The following is a 23,669-nucleotide window of genomic DNA, read 5'->3' as shown; positions in this document are numbered from 1 at the left end:
ACTATGCTATATTTATAGGCCAACAATGTATAAGAAGATAATCCTCGCATCATCATCTCCCAGAAGAAAGGAACTCCTCGCGAAACTGGGAATAGAATTTGAGGTTATTCCCCCCTTCGTGGACGAAGTTCCGCTCAAGGACGAATCACCGGCCGATTTTGCGCTCAGAGTTTCAACGGAAAAAACCTCTGTCCGTGGCCCAGGGTCTAGAGAGCAATTGCGTAGTGATTGGCGCAGATACAATTGTAGTTGTTGATGAAGAAATACTGGGCAAGCCCAGGAATAAAGAAGAGGCTAAATATATGCTTGAGAGGATTTCGGGGAGGGAGCACCAGGTCATTACCGCCTTCTCCATCGTAAAGCCAAAAAGGGAGATTCTGCACAGGGAGACTGCAGAGAGCAGGGTCAGGATTAAAACCCTTGCACCATGGGAAATAGAAGGTTACATTAAAACCGGCGAACCGATGGATAAAGCGGGAGCCTATGGCGCTCAGGGTGTGGGAGCGTTCATGATAGAGGAAATAAAAGGCTCTTACACCAATGTCGTAGGGCTTCCTCTTTCCCAGCTAGTCGACGCACTCACAAAACTGGGAATTCTAAAGTTGTTTGAAGAAGATGGAAATAGCCGAAAATCTGAAAATCATACGAGAGAGAATTGAAAGGGCCGCTAAAAGGGCTGGAAGGAACCCGGAGGAGATAAGGCTTCTCGCCGTCACCAAGGAGGTTGACCCGGAGAGGATAATAGAGGCCACTAGATGCGGAGTTGATATATTTGGAGAAAACTACGCACAGGAGCTTAGGGATAAGCACGATATAGTCGAAAAAGCCCTCGAAAAAAAAATCAAATGGCACTTCATAGGCCGTCTCCAGAAGAATAAAGTTAAATACATTTTGGGTAGAGTGGAGCTTATTCATTCTCTGGATAGCCTTTCGGTTGCTGAAGAGATAAACAAGAGGGCCGAAAAATTGGGAATAAAAGTACCGGTTCTCCTCGAAGTAAACATCGGAGGAGAAGAGGCAAAGGGTGGAATCAGGCCGGAGCAGGTGGAGAGCTTTCTGTTAGAGCTGAGGAGGTTTTCTCATATCACCGTGGAAGGACTCATGACCATGCCTCCCTATTTTGACAAACCGGAGATGGCAAGGCCCTATTTTATACAGCTTAGAAAACTTAGAGAGAGGCTTATCTCCGGATTCCCAAGCCTCAAAGAACTTTCCATGGGGATGAGCGGGGATTTTGAGGTGGCCGTCGAAGAAGGGGCCACAATCGTCAGGATTGGAACGGCAATTTTTGGGCCGAGGAAAGAAACATTGGCCGCGAATTAACACGAGCAGTATTTAATCCGCAGTGTGGATGAAATGGAAATAAATAGACACGAATGAAAAAAAGCAGGATACACGATGAAAGATGCAGGATTCAAGATAAAGGACAGGTCTATCGTGCATCATGCATCGTTCGACTGAGCTCACGACGAAGTCTTGTATCACTTTATTCGTGGCAATCCGTGTTTATTAGTGTCTGAATTATTCGGAGAAAATATATGCAGATGAAGATCGGTTTCATAGGCGCGGGTAATATGGCTGAGGCTCTGGTGAAAGGACTTTTGTCGTCGGATGTGTTCAAGAATGACCAAATCATCATGAGTGATGTAGTAACTGAAAGACTAAACTTCATATCGTCTCAATACCACGTTAGAACCACATCGAATAATAATGAAGTTGCTAAATCATCGGACCTCGTAGTACTCGCCGTGAAGCCGAATCTGATCGGTGTAGTCCTCGACGAGATAAAAACACTTCTAACTTCCAGAAAGATTCTCATCTCCATTGCTGCCGGCATTACCACTTCTTTTATCTCTCGGTTTATAAAAAAGAAAACAAAGATAGCTCGAGTGATGCCCAACACGCCAGCCTTGGTGCTCGCCGGGGCTTCGGTAGTCTATTGTAATTCTCTAATAACCAGAGAGGAAAGGGAGAAGATTAAGCACATCTTCCAATCCATAGGGGTCGTCCACATTATAGAGAATGAGGAACTATTAGACGCAGTTACCGGTCTTAGCGGCAGCGGCCCGGCCTATGTGGCTATGTTCATAGAGGCGCTTTCCGACGGCGGCGTCAAAATGGGGCTTTCCAGAGATATGGCCCTTAACCTGGCTGCCCAGACTGTCTACGGAACCGCCAAAATGGTGCTCGAAAGCGGCATTCATCCCGCCGAGCTTAAGGACAAGGTTTCATCCCCCGGAGGGACGACCATAGAAGGGATAAAAGAACTAGAAGTACATGGATTAAGAGGTAGCGTAATCTCCGCTGTCGAGTCCGCTACCCGACGCTCAAAAGAACTATCCAAGGGAGGAAAATAATGTTCATTCTTGGGAATTTCGTTATGGCCATAGCACTAGCACTGCATTACATACTGTACATCTACATGTGGATTATAATCATAAGGGTAGTTATTTCCTGGGTAAACCCGGACCCTTATAACCCCATAGTGAGTTTTCTTTATAAAGCCACGGAACCAGTGCTTAGACATGCAAGGAGGGTCATACCGCCACTAGGTGGAATAGACCTCTCTCCTATTTTGGTTTTCGTAGCAATATATTTTCTGGATACGTTTCTGGTGGGAAGCCTATCGGAGTTGGGAGCCAGGATAAAATCGGGAAACTTTTAGTAATGTAAAGCCGCATGGCCATACGTCTTTACATTACTAAAGCAAGGGATATTAATGGCAGGTTCAAAAGAAGGACCCACTATCATCATCGAAGTCCAGGTTCAACCGAAGTCATCTCGTGACGAGATAACCGCTTATCAGAGCGGAAGAATAAAAATAAGGGTTACTGCCCCTCCTGAAGGAGGAAAAGCAAACGAGAGACTTAAAGAAATCATTGCTGAGGAATTCGGTGTTTCAAAATCAGGGGTGGAGATAGTGAAGGGACAGAAGTCGAGATTAAAGATTATTAAAATATCGGGAATCAGCCAGGGAGAATATGATTCGTTTGTGAAAAGATTGACAGATTAATTTGTCCGCAGAGACGCATGGCCATGCGTCTCTACATTAATAATTCATGGAACAACAATGCCATCAATCACAGTTCGAGGATTAAACACTCATTACATTTCAGGAGACGATTTCACGAAATCCCGCCCTACCGTTTTAATGATTCACGGGGCCGGGCAGAGCACTGCCACGTGGGAATATCAGGTTGATATCCTTAGAAGCCATCCCCGGTTTAATATTCTCATAATAGACCTTCCCGGACACGGCAAATCCGAGGGTAACGGCTACAGAAGCATCACCGAATACACGGACTTTGTGAAAGACTTCACCGATACCTTGAGCTTGGAGAAACTCATCCTGGTAGGCCATTCCATGGGTGGAGGCATAGCACAGGTTTTTGCGGTTGACTATCCGGAGAGCGTCTTAGCATGTGTTCTCGTGGCTACAGGGGCAAGGCTTCGAGTGGCCAAAGAGACCCTATCGGCCGTAAAGAACAATTACGACTTATTTTGCGAGGTCGCACCCACGCGTGCCTTTGCCGTTTCCTCTTCCGAAGAACTAAAGACAAGGTTTAGAGAGGGTCTTCACCGTACCAACCAAGAAGTCTCCTACTGGGACCTGATGGCCTGTGACGAATTCGACATCATTAACGAGCTTGGAGAAATTAAAGTCCCTACGCTCATAATTTCTGGAGAAGAGGACATACTAACTCCTGTAAAATATGGAGAATATCTGAGCCAGAATATTTCTAATTCAAAGCTTCACGTGATAAACGGCGTGGGGCACTTTATGATGCAGGAAAAACCGGACGATTTTAATCGGGTCTTACTCGAATTCCTTAATTCGCTTTAACTAAGCGACTTCTCTAATATTCTCGAATATAGCCTCTTTCACCGCACTCAGGTCAGGAGGGAGTTCAACCGGAATATTGGCATATTTCGATGAGACGTCGTCGAGAGTACCTTGATGGTATCCGATTTTAAATTCGACAAATTTGAGTCCATGCGCGGTAGAAATTATAACAACTCGGTCCGTAGGATTAAAAACTCTTCTCTCCAGAAGCTTCAAGAAAACCGCAATCGCCACCCCGGTATGGGGACAGTTGAAGGTTCCGGTCCTGTCCACGAGCGCGGCGGCGTTGGAGAGCTCCTCCTCGCTCGCCTGCTCCACTATACCGTCAAACATCTTCAGTATCTTTATGGCCTTGTTTACGCTCACCGGGTTTCCTATTTGTATGGCACTGGCCAGTGTTTTCTCCGCTTTTACCGGGTGAAACTCCTGAAAGCCCCTCAGATAGCTGAGATAAAGCGGATTTGCCCTCTGGGCTTGAGCGCACACTATTCGGGGAAGTCTGTCAATCAACCCAAGCTCGTACATTATTAGAAAGCCCTTCCCCAGTGCCGACACGTTCCCCAGATTGCCCCCGGGGATGATCACCCAGTCAGGCACTTCCCAGTCAAACTGCTGGCATAGCTCTATGCTTACCGTTTTCTGGCCCTCGATACGTAGAGAATTCATCGAATTTGCCAGATATATATCGTGCTCTGTACAAATTCTTTGCACCATTTCCATGCAGCCGTCGAAATCGGTATCGAGCGATAGCACCAGGGCGCCGTTGGAGATAGGCTGAACCAGTTGAGCGACCGATACCTTGTTTCTGGGAAGAAAAACGATAGCCCTTATACCGGCAGCGGCGCAGTAGGCAGCAAGTGCAGCCGACGTGTCTCCGGTAGAGGCGCAGGCAACTGCCGGAATGTCTACACCATCCGCAATCATCTGCTTTACGACCGACACCAGCACGGTCATGCCCAAATCCTTGAAGGACCCGGTGTGGCTGTTCCCGCACATCTTAATCCAAAGGTCTTCAATACCGACCTGCTTTCCGAATCTCTCTGCCCAGAAGAGATTGGTTGCCCCCTCGTACATCGACACGACGTTCTCATCCTCTACATACGGGCACACCCATTCCTTCTTCCCCCAGACCGAGCTTCCGTAAGGCCAGATTTGGCGCCGGTAGCGGTTGTCAAAAAGCTCTTTCCATTCCTCGGCCGTTTTCTCCCGGAGAGGCCCTAGGTCGTGCATTACCTCGAGCAGGTTTCCACATTTCCTACAGCGATAGATTATCTCGTTTAACTGATAAGTTTCCCCGCACTCCTCATTTATACACTGAAACCAAGATTTATATTCACTCATGTCCTCAAAACACAATACATCTTAGCATTTTGACTGTCAACGCTGAATACGGTTTGACCCAAAGATATATTTAGACTAATTGATCTGTATGTAAGCTCCAGGGATTCGATTTTATCCGCCATTTGCGAAAACCAGTAATGTAGTCCAGTAGAGACTGACGATGGCCTGTCTCCACAACATCCGTACGTGCTCGATTAAATCATTCGGCTACCATTATTAATCAGCATAGAGTATTGATCATTCTCTTAAATCCTCCAACTTATATGGGTCAAAAACATAGAATGCTCCCCCTTGACAACTTTTAGCGAATTTAGCTATAATTAGGACTAACTAGTCAGTACTAATTGGGAGATTGGTACAAGTGAAAAAAAGCAAGGAGAAAATAATAAAAGTCGCCTCGGATTTGTTCCATAAGAAGGGATACCAGCGGACCTCCGTGGATGAGATACTGGAACGGAGTGGAGTAAAAAAAAGTAACTTCTATTATCACTTTAAAAGTAAAGAGGAACTGGCTCTCAAGGTCCTGGATCTTAGAATAGAAGAGTTTGAATCGAACGTAATCTACACGACTCTCCGAGATGCTTCTCTTTCTCCCAAGAAAAGGCTTCATAAATTCTACGAGCGGGTGAAGGCTTTTCATCAAAGTCTTAAGTGTAGGGCCGGGTGTCCGTTTGGGAACCTGGCTATAGAGATGAGCGATGTAAACGAAAAATTCAGAAAAAGGCTGGGCCTCTTCTTCGAGAGGTGGGAGAGAACGATAGAAAATTGTATAAGAGAGGGGGTTGAGAATGGTGATTTTAGGAGTGACCTAAACCCTGCCCTTGCCGCAGGATTGATTCTCTCCCAACTGGAAGGGGCAATTATGATGGTTAAAACCTATAAGACACTCGACCCCCTGGCCAAAGGAGCCCAGTCTGTACTGAAGTTATTAGAAGCGGCATAGAATAATAAGCAATATATGTCCATGACGTGTATAAAAAAATACCACATAGGAGGTTTTAAAAGATGACGGAATATCTATTCAAGAAAGACATATCCCAGGACATAGGCCTTCTCAAAAAGATCAATCCGGAGCTCAATCAGGCATGGATGGATTTTCATAACAGCGTTTTTGCGGACGGTGCGTTAAGCAAAAAAGAGAAGGAGACCATAGCCGTTGCCTGCGCCCATATCACTAGATGCCCATATTGCATAAGGGGCCGGGTAATGACATCCAAGAAGAACGGGGCAACCGACGAAGAGATTGTAGAAGCAATTTACGTGGCGATGCGTTTTGCCATGGGCGCCCCCTACGCCTTCTCCAGCATAGCCTTCGAAGCGGTGGACGCGATTGAAGACGGCATTCCTCTTACCGAGGGACATTTCTTCAAAAAGGACATCACCCATGAGATCAATCACTTCAAGGACTCCAGTGGAGAAAATTTGTCAAAGCCGTTCTTGGAATTCCACAAGAAGGTTTTCGCCGACGGGGCGCTCAGCAAGGAGATGAAAAGAGGCCTCATCGGGCTTGCCTGTGCCCATCTGACCAGATGCCCATACTGCATAAGGGGTTGCGTGAAAGATGCCCTCAGCTTCGGTGTATCGAAAGCGAAGATGGCCGAGGCTATAAACGTGGCCATGGTCATGGGGGCCGGGGCATGTTACGCCCATACCGGAATTGCCATGGATACATTAGCCACTATTAATGCTAGAGAAGCGGAAAGGGTTAAGACCGCGGCCGGTAAGTAGGAAATCAAAAATTTCCTCTAACTTGTCTGGCAGTTTTATCACCGAATTTATTTTTGAGGGAACGATCCGTCCTGAGCACTTCGACTCCTCAGTGTAAACTCCGTCGAAGTACCTGCGTTCCCTACATTAACCTTTGGATCGTTCCTAAAAACCATACTTTTAGCCGTTATCTCATAAGCTTTACTCCGGCAAATTGCCGCTTTTTAGAGACGCATTGCAACGCCTCTCTACTCTTATTAACATGATTACCGTCTTAGTCTTAGCATAGGTCAAAATATGATGGTCAGGCTAAATCGATATCTTTCTATGTGTGGCATTTCCTCGAGAAGGAAGGCGGATGAACTCATAAGGAAAGGAATGGTAAAAATAAATGGTCTCGTAGTAAATCAACTTGGGCAAGAGGTCGATACGGAAAGAGACGAAATTGAAGTCCTTGGTAAGGTGGTAATACCAGAGAAAAAAAGGTATGTGATTCTTAATAAGCCCCGTCTTTATCTAACCGCACTGGGAAAGGACGAGGGCGGGAAGAAAACCATCGAAGAACTAATCAAGGATATCCCGGAAAGGGTTTATCCCGTGGGAAGGCTGGACTACGATACCGAAGGGCTTTTGATTCTCACAAACGACGGAGAGCTGGCCAACAGAATACTTCATCCCCGATACAAACTGCCTAAAATTTATATCGCCCTAGTCAGAGGGACGGTCAGTAGGGATACACTCGAAAAAATGATTAGCGGAACCCGTCTCCAAGACGGCAGTGCAATTCCGGACTCCGTGAGAATAATAAAACAGGAGAATGAGAACAGCGTCCTGGAGATAACATTCCACGAGGGAAGGAAGCATCTAGTCAAGAGATTTCTTTCAAATTTTGGCCACCCGATCCTGAGGTTAAAGAGGATTGCAGAGGGGCCGATAAAGCTGGGCAAACTCCCTATGGGCCGGTGGAGATATATTAAAGAGAGAGAATTAATCGCTCTCCGAAAATCAATGGGTATGAATCTATGATTTTAATTAGTATCAACTTACCTTTACTACTCGTTAACTCTTATGGTAGGATTTCAGCAGCGGGGCAATAAAGTTTTAACCTTCGAATCATTTTAAGGAGTAGGGAGCAGTGTTCATCACATTTGAGGGTGTAGAGGGAAGCGGGAAAACCACCCAAGCCGAACTTCTTCGAGATTTTCTCCTAGAAAAAGGGTATAGGGTAACGCTCACCCGAGAGCCGGGCTGGGGCGCATTGGGAAGACTTATTCGCCGGATGCTGCTTGAGGAAAAAGACCTGGATTTAGACCCGATGGCCGAGTTATGTCTTTTCTGTGCTGACCGGGCACAGCACGTAAGGGATTTGATAAAACCAAAACTCAAAGAGGGCGAGATCGTAATTTGCGACCGATTTGCAGACTCGACGGTGGTGTATCAAGGTTACGGAAGAAGGCTGGACCTAGACCTGGTCAAGAGGCTGGCAAAGGCTTCCGCACTCGATCTACAGCCGCGTCTTACTTTACTTTTTAATCTTCCGGTGAGACTTGGTCTATCCCGACTGGAGAAGAGAGAAGGAAAAACCAAAATGGACCTGGAACCGCTCGAATTCCACGAGCGAATAAGGCAGGGCTACATGTACATAGCCCAAAAGGAGCCGGATAGGGTAAAGGTAGTGAACGCCGCAAGGGACATTAACGAGATTCAGGAAGAAATAAAGGGCATCGTGGTCGAGTACTTACCCAAACGCAACTCCGTCATCGCCTGAGCCTTCTATAAAAACAGGTCCTTTGAAGAGCTAAGTTAGGCTTTTGGGAAAGGTCAAACCATACTCTTCTAGCTTTCTTCGAAGTGTGAGTCGGTTTATGCCGAGGAGCCTGGCCGCTTTAGACCGGTTCCATCCACTCGCGTTAAGCGCCTCTTCCAGGAGAATCCGTTCGGCTTCCTTGAGTATATGGCTATACACGTTTCCATTCGTCCTTCTTGAGTTAAGAAGGTTTCTCACCGAGTTTCGAAGCGGGTCCGTGAATGAAATGTCTTTTGGCCCGGAAAAGGAAGGCGGGGCATTATGCAGGTCCAGGTCGTACGAGGTAAGGTAAGGGGTCTTGGCGAAAGCAATCGCCTTTCGCACCGTGTTTTCGAGCTCCCTCACGTTACCGGGCCAGTCGTATTCGATGAGCTTATTAAGGAATTCCTTTGTCGCTCCCTTTATGTCTTTTCCGACTTGAGTGCTGTATCGTCGGGTAAAACACTCCATCAAAAGTGGGATATCCTCCTTTCTCTCGCTGAGTGCGGGTAGGTGTATCCTCACCACGTTGATGCGGAAGTAAAGATCATCCCTGAATTTTCCCTCGCGAACTAGCTCCTCCAGGTCCTTGTTGGTTGCGGCTATTACCCGTATGTTTACTTTAACCTCTTTGTTGTCCCCAAGCCGGGTGAAAGTCCCATTTTGAAGAACACGGAGTACCTTTGCCTGGAGGGGAAGGGACATATCTCCGATTTCATCGAGGAATATTATGCCCCCGTCCGCTTCTTCAAACTTTCCCATCCGGGAAACGTTTGCCCCGGTGAATGCCCCCCTCTCATGTCCAAACAGCTCTGCTTCCAGTAGGGTCTCCGGTATTGCCGCACAGTTAATTACCACAAAAGGCTTCTCCCATCTGGTGCTGACCTTCCAGATTGATTCCGCCACCAGGTCCTTACCCGTTCCGCTCTCTCCGGTTATGAGCACCGGCACATCGACTCTCCCGATCTGGCCTATCACCTTGCATACCTCCTGGAGCATCGGCGAGTTTCCAACTATTGCGCAAGTTACACCGCTTCCCTCTATTTCCCCGGGAAATTGAATCAGCTTACCCTTTATTTCGGATTTCAGGCCCAAGGCACGGTCGAGTGAGTCCAGAACCTTTGATTGCTCAAGGGGTCTGATAATACAGTCAAAAGCCCCGAAGGTCATGGACTCGATTAGGTATCTGGAGCTCTTTTGAGAGGTGAGTATTATCACAAATGATTCGTTCTTTAGCTTGTTGAGCCCGCTGATGCTTAAGCTATCCACGTCTAAGAATACGACATCCCCGACGGGGACATTATCCAAATCCCCATGCGGGATAAGTTCGGCTTTGCCCGAAAGTATGCGTTCGAGTTCCCTCACCAGTCTCGAATCTTTGGTTAAAAGTATAACCTTTCCCTTCATCTCTATAATCTCCAAATTGTCACAGAAATATACAGTTTGTTTAGTATATAATCAAGAAAATGCCTAGTCCATAGTTGTAACTGTCCAAAAGAAAACGATTTTTACACCTGGCATTTCCCTTGCCAAAGTATTTAGGCTAATTTGGAGGCCGGTGAGTTGTCATGCGTTCAAGGAGACCTAGTACGTGGAGATTATTGTCCCCATTGCCATTGTTCTTTCTACCTTCTTAGCCCTGAACATAGGGGCAAATAATTCTGCAGCATCCATGGCGACGGCTTATGGAGCCGGGGCGCGTTCAAAAAGAGAGGCTGTGGTATTAATAGCTATCTTTGCCCTTCTCGGTGCTTTTCTAGCCGGAGCACCGGTGGTAAAGACACTTGGAAATGGCCTCGTTCCCCAATCGGTACTTTCCTCCCACCTTGGGCTTGTGCTAATAATCCTGCTAATCGCGATATTCTTTATTTCCTGGGCGAATATTGTGAGGGTGCCAGTGGCCACGACCCACGCAATAGTATGCGCCGTAGCCGGCGTAGGTTTATATGCAAGTTCATTAAATGGCAGGAAGTTTTTCGAGATCGTCACCTGGTGGGTGGTTACCCCGTTTGCAGCCTGGTTTTTGAATTATCTTATAGGCAGGTACTTATATTTTAAGACGCTAAGGCTTCTTACCAATCGTTTCTCCGAGGAGAGTATAAGGAGGATATTAACCCTGCTACTTACCTTATCCGGGTGTTATGTTGCTTTTTCTGCCGGTGCCAATAATGCAGCCAATTCCGTCGGCCCGCTTGTGGGCATGGGGCTTTTAAGCCCATCTGTCGGCGCGGTGCTGGCTGGCCTGGGCATGGGAGTGGGGGCTATACTTCTGGGGGGGAGGGTTCTTGAAACCGTAGGCAAAGAGATTACCGAGATATGTGTGTTGAGGGCAATATCAGTCGAGTTTACCGCTGCTACCCTTATACTGATCGCTTCCATCTTCGGAATACCGGTCTCATTAGCAGAAATCGTAACCTCAGGTATAATAGGTTTTTCATGCGCAAATCAAGGCTTCTCGATAACGGCCCAAAATAAGCATGTGCTCAGGATTGCGTTTTTTTGGTTTGTAGTACCATTTTTCGCCGTGGCCATAAGTTATGGGCTATCCTCGCTTTATTTTAACTACAACGTATCAGCAATGATTGGCAAAAACTTTTAGTCAATAAGGAGAATCGGTCGACATGGTAGGAACTATATCCCCACATGGGGGGAAACTGGTGGATAGGATACTAAAAGGGGAAGAAAGGGAAGAATGGATAAAAAAATCTAAGAGCTTTAAAAAGATCATTGTCTCTCCACGGGTGGTCTCAGACCTGGAACTCATCTCAAACGGAGCGATGAGCCCGAATGAAGGGTTCATGGGAAAGGATGATTACGAAAGCGTAGTGGATAATATGAGGCTGAAAAACGGGCTTGCCTGGAGCATACCCATTACGCTCCCGGTAACCTCTGAGCAGTCGAAAGAACTCCGGGAAGGAGAAGACGTATCGCTTTATGATGAGTCCGAAAACCTTTTAGCCGTCTTGCATCTTCAGGAAATGTATTCTTATGACAAGAAAAATGAGGCGGAGAAGGTCTATAGGACTACGGACGAGGCGCATCCCGGTGTCAACGTGATTTATAGACAGGGAGATGTGCTCCTTGGCGGAAAGATTAGCCTCATAAATAGGCCGCCGGACGTTGAATTCCCGAAGTACAGATTTGACCCGGCTCAAACCAGGATGCTTTTCAGAGAGAGGGGATGGAGAAGGGTGGTTGCTTTTCAGACAAGAAACCCTATTCACAGGGCGCATGAATATCTACAAAAGTGTGCCCTGGAGATGGTTGACGGCCTCTTAATTCATCCCATAGTGGGCGAGACCAAAAGCGATGATATTCCCGCTGATGTTAGAATGAAGTGTTATCAAGTGCTCATAGAGAACTATTATCCCAAAGACAGGGTAATCCTTTCGGTCCTTCCGGCAGCAATGAGATATGCGGGACCGAGAGAGGCCATTTTTCACGCTGTGGTGAGGAAGAACTATGGGTGTACACACTTTATCGTAGGAAGAGACCATGCTGGCGTCGGCAATTATTACGGCACATACGACGCACACAAGATATTCGACGAATTCAAGCCCGAGGAGATAGGAATAACCCCATTATTTTTTGACCATTCTTTTTATTGCCGAAAATGTAATGGTATGGCTACGACTAAAACGTGCCCCCATCCTTCGGAGTTTCACGCCCATTTAAGTGGAACCAAGGTTAGAGAACTGCTTAGAAACAAACAGGACCTTCCCATCGAATTTACCAGACCGGAGGTTGGAAGGATTTTGATGGAAGCATATAGTGAATGATTAAATTTCTTGAGAGTGAACTAGAACCATTGGAGGAGGTAAAATGAGATTCAACCAGATACAGGTAGATAAGTTAAATAAGGAATTTGAAAGCAAAAGTCCGCAAGAGGTGATCGCGTGGACGCTCTCTAATCTACACCCGAAGGTCGCATTCGCTTCCAGTTTCGGGGCGGAAGACGTGGTGTTAATCGATATGCTGGCAAAAATAAATCCGGAAGCCAGAATATTCACCCTGGATACCGGACGGCTTAACCAGGAAACATACGATGTAATAGATGAGGTTAGAAGAAAATACAAGATCAAAGTGGAGATTATGTTTCCCAACCGAGACGAAGTGGAACAGATGGTAAGAATCCACGGAATGAACCTCTTCTACCGGGGGAAAGAGAACAGAATGCTTTGCTGCGGCATAAGAAAAGTGCATCCGTTAAAAAGGATGCTGTCAACCCTGGAGGGCTGGCTAACCGGCATCAGGGCCGATCAAACCCAGAACCGGGCAGGGGCTAGGAAGTTTGAGATTGACGAGCAGTTTGGAGGCATTTTGAAGGTGAATCCGATAATCGAATGGAGCTGGGAGCGGGTTTGGGATTATATCCGGTCAAATGATATTCCCTACAATAAACTCCACGACAAGGGTTATCCCAGCATCGGCTGCGAGCCGTGCACCCGCGCGGTCAAACCGGGCGAAGACCTGAGAGCAGGCCGCTGGTGGTGGGAAAGAGACTCGGATAAGGAATGCGGCTTGCACGCAGACCATGGTGAAGTCAACAACAGATTACAACAATCCGGATAGACCGTTATTATGATTCTCCTCCTAAGTTGTCGGTGTAGGAACGCGAGCAAGCGTTCCTACACCTCTAGTATACTAAGCCCATGGCCAAACCTAATTAAAGTTCTTTTTGCCCCTTCCACAACACTATCTAAGGACAATAACTCTAGATGCGACTGGGTTGTCTTCTCATCTTCTCTCCAATATCATCCGCATACCGTATCTAGGCCTTAGGGTGATGAGGGGTTTTAGCTCTACGGGGTGCCCGGGCACAAGACGCATTCTCCATTTGCGAGCTACCGTGGCCAGTACGAGCATCCCTTCCATCCAAGCAAAAGGCTCGCCAATACACCGTCTAGGCCCTCCTCCAAAGGGAAAGTAGGCGAATTGCGGGCGTGAAGCCTGGAGTTCCGGAGTAAAACGTCTCGGGTCGAATCGAAGCGGGTCCGGGTAGAAGCGCCAGTCCCGGTGCATGACGTATTGGCTCATGAAGATAAAACTGTCTTTGGGCACCTTATATCCATCTACTTCATAATCATCAATCGCTCGACGGGCTACCGCCCATACCGGCGGAAAAAGGCGCATGGCTTCGGCAAACACCATTCGGGTGTAAGAAAGTCGATTCATATCTTCCACTACCGGTAAACGACCTCCCAAAACTTTATCTAACTCATGGTGAAGGCGGTTTTCTACCTCCGGATGTTGGGAGAGCAAATACCATGTCCAGGTAAGGGCATTTGCGGTAGTTTCGTGTCCCGCCAGAAAAAGGGTCATAGCTTCGTCTCTAACCTGCAAATCTGTCATCCCCTTTCCATTGCTTTCCTCGCCCTGGGTCATGAGCAACATGGAAAGAAGATCGCCCCGGTCTTCTCCTTTTACCCTCCTTTCTTCGATCATCCTGTAGATAATGGAATCAAGCCTTTCCCGCGCTCTTTCAAAACGGCGCGTGCTGGGAAGGGGTAGCCTGTCCAGAATTTCAGAAAACGGAAGCAAGGTACGGGGGAACATTTCGATAATAACAGTTATGGTCTTACCGATATCCTCGGCTTCCGATTCTACATCGGCGTCAAAAAGCGTCTTCGCCACTATCGCCAGCGTGAGCCGCATCATCTCGTTATCAACGTCAACAGTCATTCCTTCTTGCCAACGTCTTTCCATGCGCGAGGCATATTCAACCATGACTTTGCCATAAGAAGAAACCCTATGGTGATGGAATGCGGGTTGAATAATACGGCGCTGGCGAAGATGAAACTCTCCTTCACTGGTTAGAAGCCCATTTCCGAGTACTAGCTTAGCTCTCTCCAGCGCCCGGCTTTTCAGAAAATTGCGGTGATGGGTCACCAGGACATCCTTGATTAGGTCCGGATGATTAAATAAAAATGCGTTCCGGGGGCCGATCCGGAAATGAGAAATATCTCCATATTCCTCGGCCATCCTGTTCAGGAAACCGAGCATATCACCGTAAAAACTAAGGAGTGAGCCGACCAGCGGCTTGCCTTTAGGGCCGGGGGGCAAGGGGTTAGTCATGATATTCCTCTTGTGCACTTATGCATACAGAAGAGAATGATGTGAAATCTTATCATTCATGTCAACTATATTTTGGTTTCAGGGGTTTACGGTGATAGAATTTGATATTAGTCGCCTATGTCTCGATTGGATTAATATTCTTTAACTTCGTTCAGGCCGTAAGGCACAAATGAAAATACACAAACTGGTAAAAAGGAGGGAATATGGAACGGATTCGAGTCGCCTCGCTTCAGTATTACATCCGCCCGGTACAAACCTTCGACCAGTTCCGTGACCAGGTAGAGGCACTGGTCGAAACCGCCGGGGATTATGACTGCCATCTGATGGTCTTCCCGGAGTACTTCACCGTACAGTTGCTGACACTGGGGAATGTGAAGAGGCCGATGAATGAACAGATTCGCGACTTGGCCAGCCAGGTTCCACGTTTTATCGACCTTATGAGTGCGTTAGCGCGTAAGAACAACATCTACATCGTGGCCGGAACGATCCCGGTGATGGATGATGGAATAGAATTTGTTTACAACGATTCCTTTTTCTTCAGCCCTTCGGGAGGATTCGGTGTCCAGGGCAAATTGCACCTGACCCGGTTCGAGTCCGAGGAATGGAAGGTGTCTCCCCGGTCAAACCTTAAGGTTTTTGATACCGAGTTCGGCAGGCTGGCCATTGCTATCTGCTACGACGTCGAGTTTCCGGAGATCGTCCGGGCTATGGCCCATGAGGGGGCAAACATACTGGTCGTGCCGTGTTGCACCGATGACCGCCAGGGGTTTTTAAGGGTGCGTTATTGCTCGCATGCCCGTGCCATCGAGAATCAGATGTACGTGATACAGTCCTGCACGGTAGGCTCGCTGCCTATGGTTCCCGCTGTCCATATGAATTACGGCCAGGCATCCATTTTGACCCCGAGTGATTTTCCCTTCTCCCGAGACGGCATTCTAGCCGAGGGAAACCCCAACTTGGAGATGATGGTAATCGGAGAGCTTAACCTGAAGACTATACAGGAAAGCCGGTCTTCCGGCACCGTTCTTCCTCTCCTCGACAGTCGTCGTACTACCGAGATCATCTCGAAACCGGAGGTTATTTTCCTATGACCGGGGATAGTACAGGAATCATAGTCAGGAATACCAGGCCTGAAGACTTCCAGGAAATCTTGGAACTGTCGCTAAAGGTCTATCCTGATTTTCCTCCCTGGGCGGAATGGCATTTGAAATCTCACCTGAGGGTATTTCCCCAGGGACAACTAGTGGCGGTTGAATCGAAATCCGGGAAAATAGTGGGAATGGCCGCCAGCCTGATCATACTCTGGGATGATTATGACATAAAGGGTAGCTGGCGTGAATTCACCGATAACGGGATGTTTACCAACCACGACCCCAAGGGGCGGACGCTCTACGGGGCTGAAGTCATGGTGCATCCGTCCATGCAGAGGAGAGGCATTGGAAAAAAGATTTACCAGGCGCGTAGAGACCTGACCCAGAGGCTGGGGCTCCTGCGGATCCGTGCCGGCGGACGTGTGAACGGCTACTTTAAATACGCTGAGGAGATGAGCGCGGAGGAATATGTTAAAAGGGTGATTGATGGAAAATTGAAAGACCCTACCCTTTCTTTTCAGCTTAAAGAAGGATTTAGCGTTTTGGCGGTGGTGCCTGATTATTTACCTCATGATAAAGAGAGCCTAGGTTATGCGGCCATTATAGAATGGATAAATCCACAGGTGGCAAAGCCAGAGGATTACTCCGGCTCTCTGTCCTTAACTTTTAATAAGCCGGCATCCTCGCAGTAAATTTTTCGGTTTGATGAATATTATTTCAAGGCAGGGGTATGTCTTGCAACTTAAATGGGACTATCTTTATGGAGTCCGGTGTAGCCAGGTATATGACCAGTTTTGTATCCGGTGGGGGTATCGTTTTTTTGAACGTGTAAGTGCGTAGCTCTCCCATGCTTGAACGATGCCATACTTCCACTGGATTACCCATGTTATCTATGAATGCCAGGTCGATAACCCGATTTTCCGGGTCTTTGACATAAAATTGGAGGGTATTTTTTTCGTCGGATAGGCTTTCTTCAAAAAGGTCATCGAACATCTCGGAAAAGGCTCCGCCGTATCTTTCCGCTGCTTTTTTAAGCTCCTCCTTGTTCCCTTCTTCGAATTCTTTTTTCTTGAGTATATAGCTCTCCTTGGTCAGATAGGTTACTTGAACATTCCATTTGTCCAGCGTGCTTGATGCTATGGGTTCACTCGGATGGGATATGAAATCCTCGATGATGACCATGCCCTCGTTTTCGAGTGTCGGTTGAAAAATCTCCAATTCTCCTTCCAGGGATTTGATGACCTTGGCGTTACGGGATGGATTCTTCAATTTTATTCTTTCTTCAAGCGTGTCTTTCTTTTCGGAGCTGGAATCAAAAAACGAAGAGGCTTTATTGGTATCCTTGAGGAGGTTTTGGCCGGTATCGTCCACCGCCAGATATAGCCGTGTGGCGCGGATGCCCAGGGAATCCGAAACCGCACCACCCTCGATCTTGAGGTTTACTTCGCACCCGGAGAAAAATTCACCGGTTGTACGGGTATCGGTGACCTCGCCGACTGCTATTTCCACTTCCTGTGCTTCCCCTTTTGCCGGCAAGAGTAAAGACGCACCAGATAATATACAGGGGAAAAAAGCGAGTCCGAATAATAAACTCTTAGCGGTATGAATCTTAGTTTGCATTTAGCCGAAACCGATAGAATTGTAGAATATTAGAGATGTGATTTCAAGGTGGTTTTTAGGTGCTACGGTGAAGTTATTTGTCGGTTTTGAAACAGTGTGGATTTATAACAATACACCATGTGGCATAGCTAATCGCCCATCCGAATAATTTGTAGTGTTTAACCAATCTAAGGTAGATTATATGATAATTCCTTCAAGTTATTAAAGTTTTCAGAGGCTATCTATAGGAGATATCATGAGTGATGACATCGAAACCCTGAGGCGGATCTTGAAAGAGAATCACACTATCGCCATGGTTGGGCTCTCGGCAAACTGGTATCGTCCGAGCTACTTCGCGGCAAAATACCTCCAGGACCACGGCTATAGGGTGATTCCGGTGACTCCGGCCCATAAGGAAATTCTGGGGGAAAAATGCTACCCTACTCTACTGGATATCCCGGAAAAAGTCGATGTGGTGGATATTTTTAGGAAACCCGAGGATGTCCCGCCGATAGTGGAAGATGCGATTAAGATCGGAGCCAAGGTTGTGTGGATGCAGCTTGGAATAATCAACGATGAGGCGGCCAGACGGGCGCGCGAGGCTGGACTTGAAGTGGTAATGAATCGCTGCATGAAGATCGAGCACGCTCGTCTCTTTGGGGGGCTTAATTTTATTGGAGTGCATACCGGGGTTATCTCTTCCAAGAGACCAAAATGGCTACCGTATTAACCGATTGCGGATTTCGGATCTCAGATTTCGGATTTGACTGCTCCGCAATCCGCATTCAGCAATCCGAAATCGAGTGGGGAGGTCGATAAATGGCTGATAGGAAATTTGGTTTTGAAACGCTATGCCTTCATGCGGGACAGCTTCCCGACCCAACTACTGGGGCCCGCGCTGTTCCCATATACCAGACCACCGCTTATGTTTTCGATAGCACCGACCATGCAGCCAGTCTTTTCAACCTGCAGACCTTCGGAAATATCTACACCAGGATAATGAACCCCACTAACGCTGTATTTGAAGAGCGAATGGCCGCACTGGAAGGCGGCCGAGGGGCCTTAGCGGTTGCTTCAGGCATGGCTGCCCAGATGGTAGCCCTTCTTACCATCATGGAGAGCGGAGACGAATTGGTATCTTCGAGCACCCTTTACGGAGGCACCTACTCCCAGTTCGATGTTAGTTTTAGAAAGCTGGGGATAGAAACCAGGTTTGTGAATCCTGATGACCCCGAAAATTTCAGAAAAGCGATAACCAAAAGGACAAAGGCCATTTTTGCGGAAACGATAAGTAACCCGTTGGGTAACGTCCTAGATATAGAAGCCGTGTCCGCTATAGCCCATGAGGCCGGAATCCCGCTAATCGTCGACAACACTTTTGCCACTCCATACCTGTGCAAGCCCATCGAGTACGGGGCGGATATAATCGTTCACTCCGCTACTAAATTCATCTGCGGTCATGGGACATCCATCGGCGGGGTAATTGTAGAGTCGGGAAAGTTCCCCTGGGATAACGGAAATTTCCCTGGCATGATAGAGCCCTCAAAAGGCTACCACGGTGTCAGGTTCTATGAGACATTTGGCGACTTCGGTTATACAATGAAGGCGCGATGCGAAACGCTTAGAACCTTGGGTCCTGCGCTTAGTCCTTTTAATGCTTTTCTCTTTATCCAGGGGCTTGAAACCCTTCACCTGAGGATGGAAAGGCATTGTTCGAATGCTCTGGCTATCGCTGAATTCTTGAAGGAGCACCCGGCGGTAACATGGGTCAATTATCCCGGGCTTCCGGACAGTCCTTATTTTGGGCTGGTAAAGAAATATCTTCCTAAAGGCGCCGGTTCAATTTTTACGTTCGGGATTAAAGGCGGGATAGAGGCTGGAGTAAAATTCATCGAGAGTCTTCAGCTCTTGAGTCATCTGGCCAACGTGGGCGATGCAAAGACACTGGTTATTCATCCAGCGTCCACAACCCATCGTCAGCTTAACGAAGAGGAGCAGAAAAGCGCTGGCGTGACACCGGATATGATTCGCATTTCTGTGGGACTGGAAACTCTCGGTGATATCCTCTGGGATATCGACCAGGCACTGGAAAGTTCACAGAAGGTAAAATTAAATTTCTAACCACTAAGACACCAAGAAGGAATATGAGTTTAAAACGGAATTCAGAAGTCAGGAGTCAGAATACAGTAGACAAAAATATTTTATTCTGAATTCTGGCTACCGGCTTCTATACACTATTTTCACTTCGTGCCTTAGGCTCTTCGTGGTTTAATTATTTATATAAAGGTAACAACATGTCTGCCCATGAATTCGGAGAATCACCCGTAGTTATCGTAGACAAAGGGTCGGTAGGGGTTGTCGAGACCAAATATCACAGCTTCGCGTTTCCGCCGAATAAATTAACCCTGGATAACGGAGAAAAGTTAGGGCCAATAACTGTTGCCTATGAAACATATGGGGACCTGAACGAAGCCAGAGACAACGTAATACTCATAGAACATGCGCTGACTGCCAGTGCGCACGCTGCCGGGAAGCATAATACAGACGACAGATATCCGGGCTGGTGGGACGTCATGATTGGCCCGGGAAAGGCGTTTGATACGGAAAAATATTTTGTAGTATGTTCCAACATACTGGGCAGTTGTTATGGAACAACCGGGCCTGCATCGATCAATCCGGAAACGGAGAGACCATACGCATTTACATTTCCTCTTATTGGAATAAGGGATATGGTGCGTGTGCAGAGGGAATTGATGAACCATTTGGGTGTGAACCGTATTCGGGGTATCGCCGGAGGTTCTATGGGCGGGATGCAGGCGATCGAGTGGGCCCTCCTTTATCCGGATATGGTGGATTCGATTATTCTAATTGCCTCCGCCCCGAAATCCACTCCACAGTCTATAGCTATCCATAAAGTAGGGATCCAGGCTATAATGGACGACCCGAACTGGAATGGTGGCAATTATTACGGCAAAGAGCCGCCAAATAAGGGGCTGGCAATAGCCCGGATGATAGGCCACATAACTTACCTAAGCGACGAGTGGCTCTGGCAAAAATTCGGACGAAAACACACAGACCCACTTAAAATGAAACGTAGCCTAGACAGTAGGTTTGAGATTGAAAGTTACCTCGAGCATCAGGGCTCAAAGTTCGTCCAGAGATTCGATGCAAACAGCTATATCTATCTCCTCCGTTCTATCGACCTCTATGATGCCGGAGAGGGTTATGATAGCCTCCATGATTCTTTCAAGAGGATAAAATGTCAAAAGGTTTTCGTGGCTTCCTTTTCTTCCGACTGGCTTTATCCCTCTTATCAGTCGAGAGAAATCGTAGAGGCGCTCAAGACAAACGGAATAGGAGTTAGCTATCATGAAATCAATTCTCCCTACGGCCATGATTCCTTCCTCCTAGAGTATGAAAAACTCACCAGCCTTATTATTGATTTTTTAGATTCTCTCGAGTAGAAGATTATCAAAACTCTTCGGCCGTAAATGGGCGATGCAAGAGTCAAATGAAAATCCTGGATACAGCATACATCAATTTTATCATTTATTTATTCGTGTAAATTCGAGTCTATCCGTGGCTAAATGCTTAAGATGAAGATAGGCGTTGCGCTTGGCGGCGGCGGGGCAAAAGGGTTCGCACACCTTGGCGTGCTGAAGGTCTTAGCCCAGGCCGGAATCGAATGTGAAGTTGTCTCCGGGACCAGCATCGGAGCGCTGGTGGGTGCTACGTACGCTGCAGCTAGCCTTGAGGATTTCGAGAAATCTTGCAAGAAAATTAAACTTACCGATATCCCCATGCTTCTTACACCCACCTGGCCGAAGCAGGGACTTTTTAGCGGCAAAAAGGTGCTTGACCTTTTGAGCGAGCTTATAAAGGCGGAAAATATCGAAGACCTGGAAAAGCCCTTTGCCGCAGTTTGTGTGGATTTGAATGACGGCGAAATAGTCACATTTACCAGCGGTAATCTGACCCAGGCACTAAAGGCGAGCATGGCTATACCTGGTGTTTTTACTCCGGTCGTTATCGAAGACAAGTTGCTGGTAGATGGAGGAGTGCTTGAGCCGGTGCCGGTGCGGGCGGCACGCTCACTTGGTGCTGAATTTGTAATTGCGGTAGACCTTCTGGCTCATTCCCATCGGCACAAAAAGAATAACAAAGTCAGGAGCGGTAAAAAGGACGAAATCGAAATCCAGGGACCGATTTCAGTACCTGACTACATCAGTAAAATTTGGGAGAAAACATATTTGGGAAAGCAATTTAATCTTAAGGGCAAAGATAAATCGCATGAACCGGGCATTCTCGATATTATCCAGATAACTTCTCTAGTAGCACAGAGAGGAATGACTAAGTATCGTCTCAAAGAACATCCTCCAGATTTTATCATCAGGCCGGAGGTGGCGGATGTGGGGATGTTCGATTTTCATCGCGGAGATTGGATAATAAAAATTGGAGAAGAATCGGCCAAAGCAGTTCTTCCTAAGTTAAAAGAAGAGATAACTAAACACAAAAGCAAGTGTTTATGAGAGATACACGATGCAAGATGCGCGATTCCCGATTCTTTTAATTCTATCCTCCATCCCGTATCGTGCATCATGCGTCATCTCTTGTATCAATTCGTGTCTGAGTAGGTGTAGTTTCTCTTTTGCTTCCCAAATACCATTCCCTAAAGAGAAGAATCCAGGTCGGGATAAACTCAATCCATACAATGCCGTATATGGAAACCTCCAATAGACCCCGGGGTTCGAAGTAATACCGAAGGTAATAAAGGGGAAGCAGCACGGTGAGCAGGAGAAGCGATAGCCTGGGGCGAATAGCCAGAAAGGGTATCATCCAGGTGTAGTACCAGGGAAACTGGGTTGGACTCAGGAGAAAAACACCGGCAATAATCAAAAGGCATTTTTCAAATACATCAGATGGTCTTTTTGTCTTAGTAAAGCTTATGTAAACGGTCCATAGTACCGCCAATACAAAAACCACTATGCGTGCCGTCTTCTGACCATGTCCCGGGTGAATATCAAGCAGGTGCAATATGAATTCAGAGGATTAACTTAAAAAGCGAGCTGTTATTCTCCCATCTCTCTGCATAAGCGTTAAACCCGGAGCTTTCATCGAGCCCGGCAAGGTAGGCGGGTAAAAATAGTATAGCGGTGAGGCTGCAGAATAATCCCAAGGGCAAGATTAAACGCCTGAGGTTTGAAATCAGAGGGTGAAGAATCAAGGGCAAGAGCGCCACTGGCCAAATTTTTACCGCTGCAGCCAAGGCTAATGAGAAAATTGATGGTAGATATCTTGCCTGAACCGATAGCACGACCGCGCCCAGGGCTAAGGGGAAAGCCAGCAAATCGAAATGGCCGGAGTTGAATATCTCCTTAACTAGAAAGGGGGCCACCAATAAACTGCAACGCTGAGAAGGGGCAGATTAAAGATTCGCAATAGGTATATCAGCAAGGCCAGGGTCACAAAATCAAAAAAGAGAAGTATAACCCTCCAAGAGAAAATGCTCCAGGGGTTTAGCCAATGTGCCAACCCAAAGAACAACTGCGAGATCGGTGGATATATAGAGCGTAGACTGGGATGGTTAATGTTTAGTATTACATTCCCGGATTCGTCAGCGAGTTTGTGCAATTTCGACGGAACTGTGGAACGATTTTCATTCTGAATCACCTGTTCGGATGAATAGGCATACGGGTTAATACCATTTGCCAGGACAGCGCCATCCCATAGGTAACGGAAATAGTCGTCCTCTAAAATCGGAGTGGAAAGTAACATGGAGACTCTCATTCCGACTCCCACTACAATAATCCAGACGAGCAGTTTTCCGGTCGGATTAGTCTTGGAGATAAGAGAGCAAATTAATAGGTACAAAATCCCGGAGATAATCAAAATAGCGACCAGGATTAAAACGGGTTGCTCAACGAGAGGGATTTTTTTGTCAAAGAACTTGGAAATAAGAGTGAGAGCAATAAATACCGGCCAGCGAGATACCGATTGCCCACCATAAAAGTTCATTCCTCTCGATGTTATTTGCTATCTTCAAATTTTTATTATTAGACAGTTAAGGGAAGCCCGGATGTATGATAACATAGGAAGTGATTTAATGTATTTTGGCTCGATTAGCTGACTTTGCAATATAGGTCCTAGTGTCATGTATCTTAAATAACTTTACTATATCTTAGGACTTTGGTATCATGGGCATATCCCTAACTTTATGGAGGAGAAC

The 23,669-nt window shown here is 47.0% G+C and carries 27 protein-coding genes; 20 read left to right on the top strand and 7 right to left on the bottom strand.

Annotated elements, in window-relative coordinates:
- The first annotated feature begins 25 nt into the window (after positions 1–25).
- The 7 genes from VNN20_12285 (at position 26) to VNN20_12255 (ending at position 3,844) form a co-directional block, all read left to right on the top strand.
- Entirely contained in the window at positions 26–256 is a 231-nt protein-coding gene (locus tag VNN20_12285) for a Maf family protein (protein ID HWP92962.1), read from the top strand.
- Positions 225–659, top strand: coding sequence for a Maf family protein (locus VNN20_12280; GenBank protein ID HWP92961.1), 435 nt, complete (start codon positions 225–227; stop codon positions 657–659). Before VNN20_12285 ends, VNN20_12280 begins: the two co-directional genes overlap by 32 nt.
- Positions 616–1,323 carry a YggS family pyridoxal phosphate-dependent enzyme gene (locus tag VNN20_12275; protein ID HWP92960.1) on the top strand — a complete coding sequence of 236 codons (708 nt, stop codon included), beginning with the start codon at positions 616–618 and terminating at the stop codon, positions 1,321–1,323. The genes VNN20_12280 and VNN20_12275 overlap by 44 nt, the downstream gene beginning before the upstream one ends.
- 215 nt (positions 1,324–1,538) lie before the next feature.
- Positions 1,539–2,357 (top strand): pyrroline-5-carboxylate reductase, encoded by an 819-nt coding sequence (proC, locus tag VNN20_12270; GenBank protein ID HWP92959.1) that lies wholly within the window; start codon positions 1,539–1,541, stop codon positions 2,355–2,357.
- Positions 2,357–2,665, top strand: coding sequence for a YggT family protein (locus VNN20_12265; protein HWP92958.1), 309 nt, complete (start codon positions 2,357–2,359; stop codon positions 2,663–2,665). Before proC ends, VNN20_12265 begins: the two co-directional genes overlap by 1 nt.
- 54 nt (positions 2,666–2,719) lie before the next feature.
- The gene (locus tag VNN20_12260) at positions 2,720–3,013 is read left to right on the top strand and encodes a DUF167 domain-containing protein (protein HWP92957.1); all 294 of its coding nucleotides are present in this window, start codon (positions 2,720–2,722) and stop codon (positions 3,011–3,013) included.
- A 57-nt stretch (positions 3,014–3,070) separates the two neighbouring features.
- Entirely contained in the window at positions 3,071–3,844 is a 774-nt protein-coding gene (locus VNN20_12255; GenBank protein HWP92956.1) for an alpha/beta hydrolase, read from the top strand.
- On the opposite strand, the gene thrC is transcribed toward VNN20_12255, so the two are convergent.
- Positions 3,845–5,185: a threonine synthase gene (gene thrC / locus VNN20_12250; GenBank protein HWP92955.1), complete on the bottom strand. Its 1,341-nt coding sequence runs from the start codon at positions 5,183–5,185 to the stop codon at positions 3,845–3,847.
- Positions 5,186–5,546: 361 nt separating this feature from the next.
- Here thrC and VNN20_12245 point away from each other — a divergent pair, with 361 nt between their 5' ends.
- From VNN20_12245 to tmk, 4 genes are all read left to right on the top strand, one after another.
- Positions 5,547–6,128, top strand: a complete 582-nt coding sequence (locus VNN20_12245) for a TetR/AcrR family transcriptional regulator (GenBank protein ID HWP92954.1) — start codon at positions 5,547–5,549, stop codon at positions 6,126–6,128.
- Between the two features lie 62 nt (positions 6,129–6,190).
- Positions 6,191–6,913 carry a carboxymuconolactone decarboxylase family protein gene (locus VNN20_12240; GenBank protein HWP92953.1) on the top strand — a complete coding sequence of 241 codons (723 nt, stop codon included), beginning with the start codon at positions 6,191–6,193 and terminating at the stop codon, positions 6,911–6,913.
- A 276-nt stretch (positions 6,914–7,189) separates the two neighbouring features.
- A complete protein-coding gene (locus VNN20_12235) occupies positions 7,190–7,918 on the top strand; it encodes a pseudouridine synthase (protein HWP92952.1) in 729 nt (242 codons plus the stop codon).
- Positions 7,919–8,027: 109 nt separating this feature from the next.
- Positions 8,028–8,660: a dTMP kinase gene (gene tmk, locus VNN20_12230; protein HWP92951.1), complete on the top strand. Its 633-nt coding sequence runs from the start codon at positions 8,028–8,030 to the stop codon at positions 8,658–8,660.
- Positions 8,661–8,690: 30 nt separating this feature from the next.
- On the opposite strand, the gene VNN20_12225 is transcribed toward tmk, so the two are convergent.
- Complete coding sequence (locus VNN20_12225) at positions 8,691–10,085, bottom strand: sigma-54 dependent transcriptional regulator (GenBank protein ID HWP92950.1); 1,395 nt, start codon at positions 10,083–10,085, stop codon at positions 8,691–8,693.
- A gap of 184 nt (positions 10,086–10,269) precedes the next feature.
- Here VNN20_12225 and VNN20_12220 point away from each other — a divergent pair, with 184 nt between their 5' ends.
- Genes VNN20_12220 through VNN20_12210 form a run of 3 tightly spaced genes read left to right on the top strand, consistent with a single transcriptional unit; the run spans position 10,270 to position 13,250 of the window.
- Positions 10,270–11,277, top strand: a complete 1,008-nt coding sequence (locus tag VNN20_12220; GenBank protein ID HWP92949.1) for an inorganic phosphate transporter — start codon at positions 10,270–10,272, stop codon at positions 11,275–11,277.
- 22 nt (positions 11,278–11,299) lie between these two features.
- Positions 11,300–12,457 (top strand): sulfate adenylyltransferase, encoded by a 1,158-nt coding sequence (gene sat / locus VNN20_12215; protein ID HWP92948.1) that lies wholly within the window; start codon positions 11,300–11,302, stop codon positions 12,455–12,457.
- A gap of 43 nt (positions 12,458–12,500) precedes the next feature.
- The gene (locus VNN20_12210; GenBank protein ID HWP92947.1) at positions 12,501–13,250 is read left to right on the top strand and encodes a phosphoadenylyl-sulfate reductase; all 750 of its coding nucleotides are present in this window, start codon (positions 12,501–12,503) and stop codon (positions 13,248–13,250) included.
- 165 nt (positions 13,251–13,415) lie between these two features.
- Here the strand turns inward: VNN20_12210 and VNN20_12205 are convergent, their stop codons facing one another.
- A complete protein-coding gene (locus VNN20_12205; protein HWP92946.1) occupies positions 13,416–14,753 on the bottom strand; it encodes a cytochrome P450 in 1,338 nt (445 codons plus the stop codon).
- Between the two features lie 203 nt (positions 14,754–14,956).
- On the opposite strand from VNN20_12205, the gene VNN20_12200 reads away from it, so the two are divergent.
- Both VNN20_12200 and VNN20_12195 read left to right on the top strand, forming a co-directional pair.
- Positions 14,957–15,844: a carbon-nitrogen hydrolase family protein gene (locus tag VNN20_12200; protein ID HWP92945.1), complete on the top strand. Its 888-nt coding sequence runs from the start codon at positions 14,957–14,959 to the stop codon at positions 15,842–15,844.
- Positions 15,841–16,536, top strand: a complete 696-nt coding sequence (locus VNN20_12195; GenBank protein ID HWP92944.1) for a GNAT family N-acetyltransferase — start codon at positions 15,841–15,843, stop codon at positions 16,534–16,536. Before VNN20_12200 ends, VNN20_12195 begins: the two co-directional genes overlap by 4 nt.
- A gap of 25 nt (positions 16,537–16,561) precedes the next feature.
- Here VNN20_12195 and VNN20_12190 read toward each other — a convergent pair whose 3' ends face one another.
- Entirely contained in the window at positions 16,562–17,464 is a 903-nt protein-coding gene (locus VNN20_12190) for a hypothetical protein (protein HWP92943.1), read from the bottom strand.
- 235 nt (positions 17,465–17,699) lie between these two features.
- Here VNN20_12190 and VNN20_12185 point away from each other — a divergent pair, with 235 nt between their 5' ends.
- From VNN20_12185 to VNN20_12170, 4 genes are all read left to right on the top strand, one after another.
- Complete coding sequence (locus VNN20_12185; protein ID HWP92942.1) at positions 17,700–18,173, top strand: CoA-binding protein; 474 nt, start codon at positions 17,700–17,702, stop codon at positions 18,171–18,173.
- 89 nt (positions 18,174–18,262) lie between these two features.
- Positions 18,263–19,564 carry an O-acetylhomoserine aminocarboxypropyltransferase/cysteine synthase family protein gene (locus VNN20_12180; GenBank protein HWP92941.1) on the top strand — a complete coding sequence of 434 codons (1,302 nt, stop codon included), beginning with the start codon at positions 18,263–18,265 and terminating at the stop codon, positions 19,562–19,564.
- Positions 19,565–19,737: 173 nt separating this feature from the next.
- Entirely contained in the window at positions 19,738–20,907 is a 1,170-nt protein-coding gene (locus tag VNN20_12175; protein HWP92940.1) for a homoserine O-acetyltransferase, read from the top strand.
- A 123-nt stretch (positions 20,908–21,030) separates the two neighbouring features.
- Positions 21,031–21,972, top strand: a complete 942-nt coding sequence (locus tag VNN20_12170) for a patatin-like phospholipase family protein (GenBank protein ID HWP92939.1) — start codon at positions 21,031–21,033, stop codon at positions 21,970–21,972.
- Between the two features lie 67 nt (positions 21,973–22,039).
- Here VNN20_12170 and VNN20_12165 read toward each other — a convergent pair whose 3' ends face one another.
- The 3 genes from VNN20_12165 to VNN20_12155 form a co-directional block, all read right to left on the bottom strand.
- Positions 22,040–22,414, bottom strand: a complete 375-nt coding sequence (locus tag VNN20_12165) for a hypothetical protein (GenBank protein HWP92938.1) — start codon at positions 22,412–22,414, stop codon at positions 22,040–22,042.
- 70 nt (positions 22,415–22,484) lie between these two features.
- Positions 22,485–22,838 carry a hypothetical protein gene (locus tag VNN20_12160; GenBank protein ID HWP92937.1) on the bottom strand — a complete coding sequence of 118 codons (354 nt, stop codon included), beginning with the start codon at positions 22,836–22,838 and terminating at the stop codon, positions 22,485–22,487.
- Positions 22,823–23,458: a hypothetical protein gene (locus VNN20_12155; GenBank protein HWP92936.1), complete on the bottom strand. Its 636-nt coding sequence runs from the start codon at positions 23,456–23,458 to the stop codon at positions 22,823–22,825. Before VNN20_12155 ends, VNN20_12160 begins: the two co-directional genes overlap by 16 nt.
- Positions 23,459–23,669 lie beyond the last annotated feature (211 nt).

This window comes from Thermodesulfobacteriota bacterium (genome assembly GCA_035559815.1).
Taxonomy (GTDB): domain Bacteria; phylum Desulfobacterota_D; class UBA1144; order Nemesobacterales; family CSP1-2; genus DATMAT01.
This window is presented reverse-complemented; position numbering and strand designations above follow the sequence as displayed.

Coding starts and splice junctions, on each gene's coding strand:
- VNN20_12285 (HWP92962.1), top strand. CDS start 26: ATGTATAAGAAGATAATCCTCGCATCATCATCTCCCAGAAGAAAGGAA.
- VNN20_12275 (HWP92960.1), top strand. CDS start 616: ATGGAAATAGCCGAAAATCTGAAAATCATACGAGAGAGAATTGAAAGG.
- proC (HWP92959.1), top strand. CDS start 1,539: ATGCAGATGAAGATCGGTTTCATAGGCGCGGGTAATATGGCTGAGGCT.
- VNN20_12265 (HWP92958.1), top strand. CDS start 2,357: ATGTTCATTCTTGGGAATTTCGTTATGGCCATAGCACTAGCACTGCAT.
- VNN20_12260 (HWP92957.1), top strand. CDS start 2,720: ATGGCAGGTTCAAAAGAAGGACCCACTATCATCATCGAAGTCCAGGTT.
- VNN20_12255 (HWP92956.1), top strand. CDS start 3,071: ATGCCATCAATCACAGTTCGAGGATTAAACACTCATTACATTTCAGGA.
- thrC (HWP92955.1), bottom strand. CDS start 5,185: ATGAGTGAATATAAATCTTGGTTTCAGTGTATAAATGAGGAGTGCGGG.
- VNN20_12240 (HWP92953.1), top strand. CDS start 6,191: ATGACGGAATATCTATTCAAGAAAGACATATCCCAGGACATAGGCCTT.
- VNN20_12235 (HWP92952.1), top strand. CDS start 7,190: ATGATGGTCAGGCTAAATCGATATCTTTCTATGTGTGGCATTTCCTCG.
- VNN20_12225 (HWP92950.1), bottom strand. CDS start 10,085: ATGAAGGGAAAGGTTATACTTTTAACCAAAGATTCGAGACTGGTGAGG.
- sat (HWP92948.1), top strand. CDS start 11,300: ATGGTAGGAACTATATCCCCACATGGGGGGAAACTGGTGGATAGGATA.
- VNN20_12210 (HWP92947.1), top strand. CDS start 12,501: ATGAGATTCAACCAGATACAGGTAGATAAGTTAAATAAGGAATTTGAA.
- VNN20_12205 (HWP92946.1), bottom strand. CDS start 14,753: ATGACTAACCCCTTGCCCCCCGGCCCTAAAGGCAAGCCGCTGGTCGGC.
- VNN20_12200 (HWP92945.1), top strand. CDS start 14,957: ATGGAACGGATTCGAGTCGCCTCGCTTCAGTATTACATCCGCCCGGTA.
- VNN20_12195 (HWP92944.1), top strand. CDS start 15,841: ATGACCGGGGATAGTACAGGAATCATAGTCAGGAATACCAGGCCTGAA.
- VNN20_12190 (HWP92943.1), bottom strand. CDS start 17,464: ATGCAAACTAAGATTCATACCGCTAAGAGTTTATTATTCGGACTCGCT.
- VNN20_12185 (HWP92942.1), top strand. CDS start 17,700: ATGAGTGATGACATCGAAACCCTGAGGCGGATCTTGAAAGAGAATCAC.
- VNN20_12180 (HWP92941.1), top strand. CDS start 18,263: ATGGCTGATAGGAAATTTGGTTTTGAAACGCTATGCCTTCATGCGGGA.
- VNN20_12175 (HWP92940.1), top strand. CDS start 19,738: ATGTCTGCCCATGAATTCGGAGAATCACCCGTAGTTATCGTAGACAAA.
- VNN20_12170 (HWP92939.1), top strand. CDS start 21,031: ATGCTTAAGATGAAGATAGGCGTTGCGCTTGGCGGCGGCGGGGCAAAA.
- VNN20_12155 (HWP92936.1), bottom strand. CDS start 23,458: ATGAACTTTTATGGTGGGCAATCGGTATCTCGCTGGCCGGTATTTATT.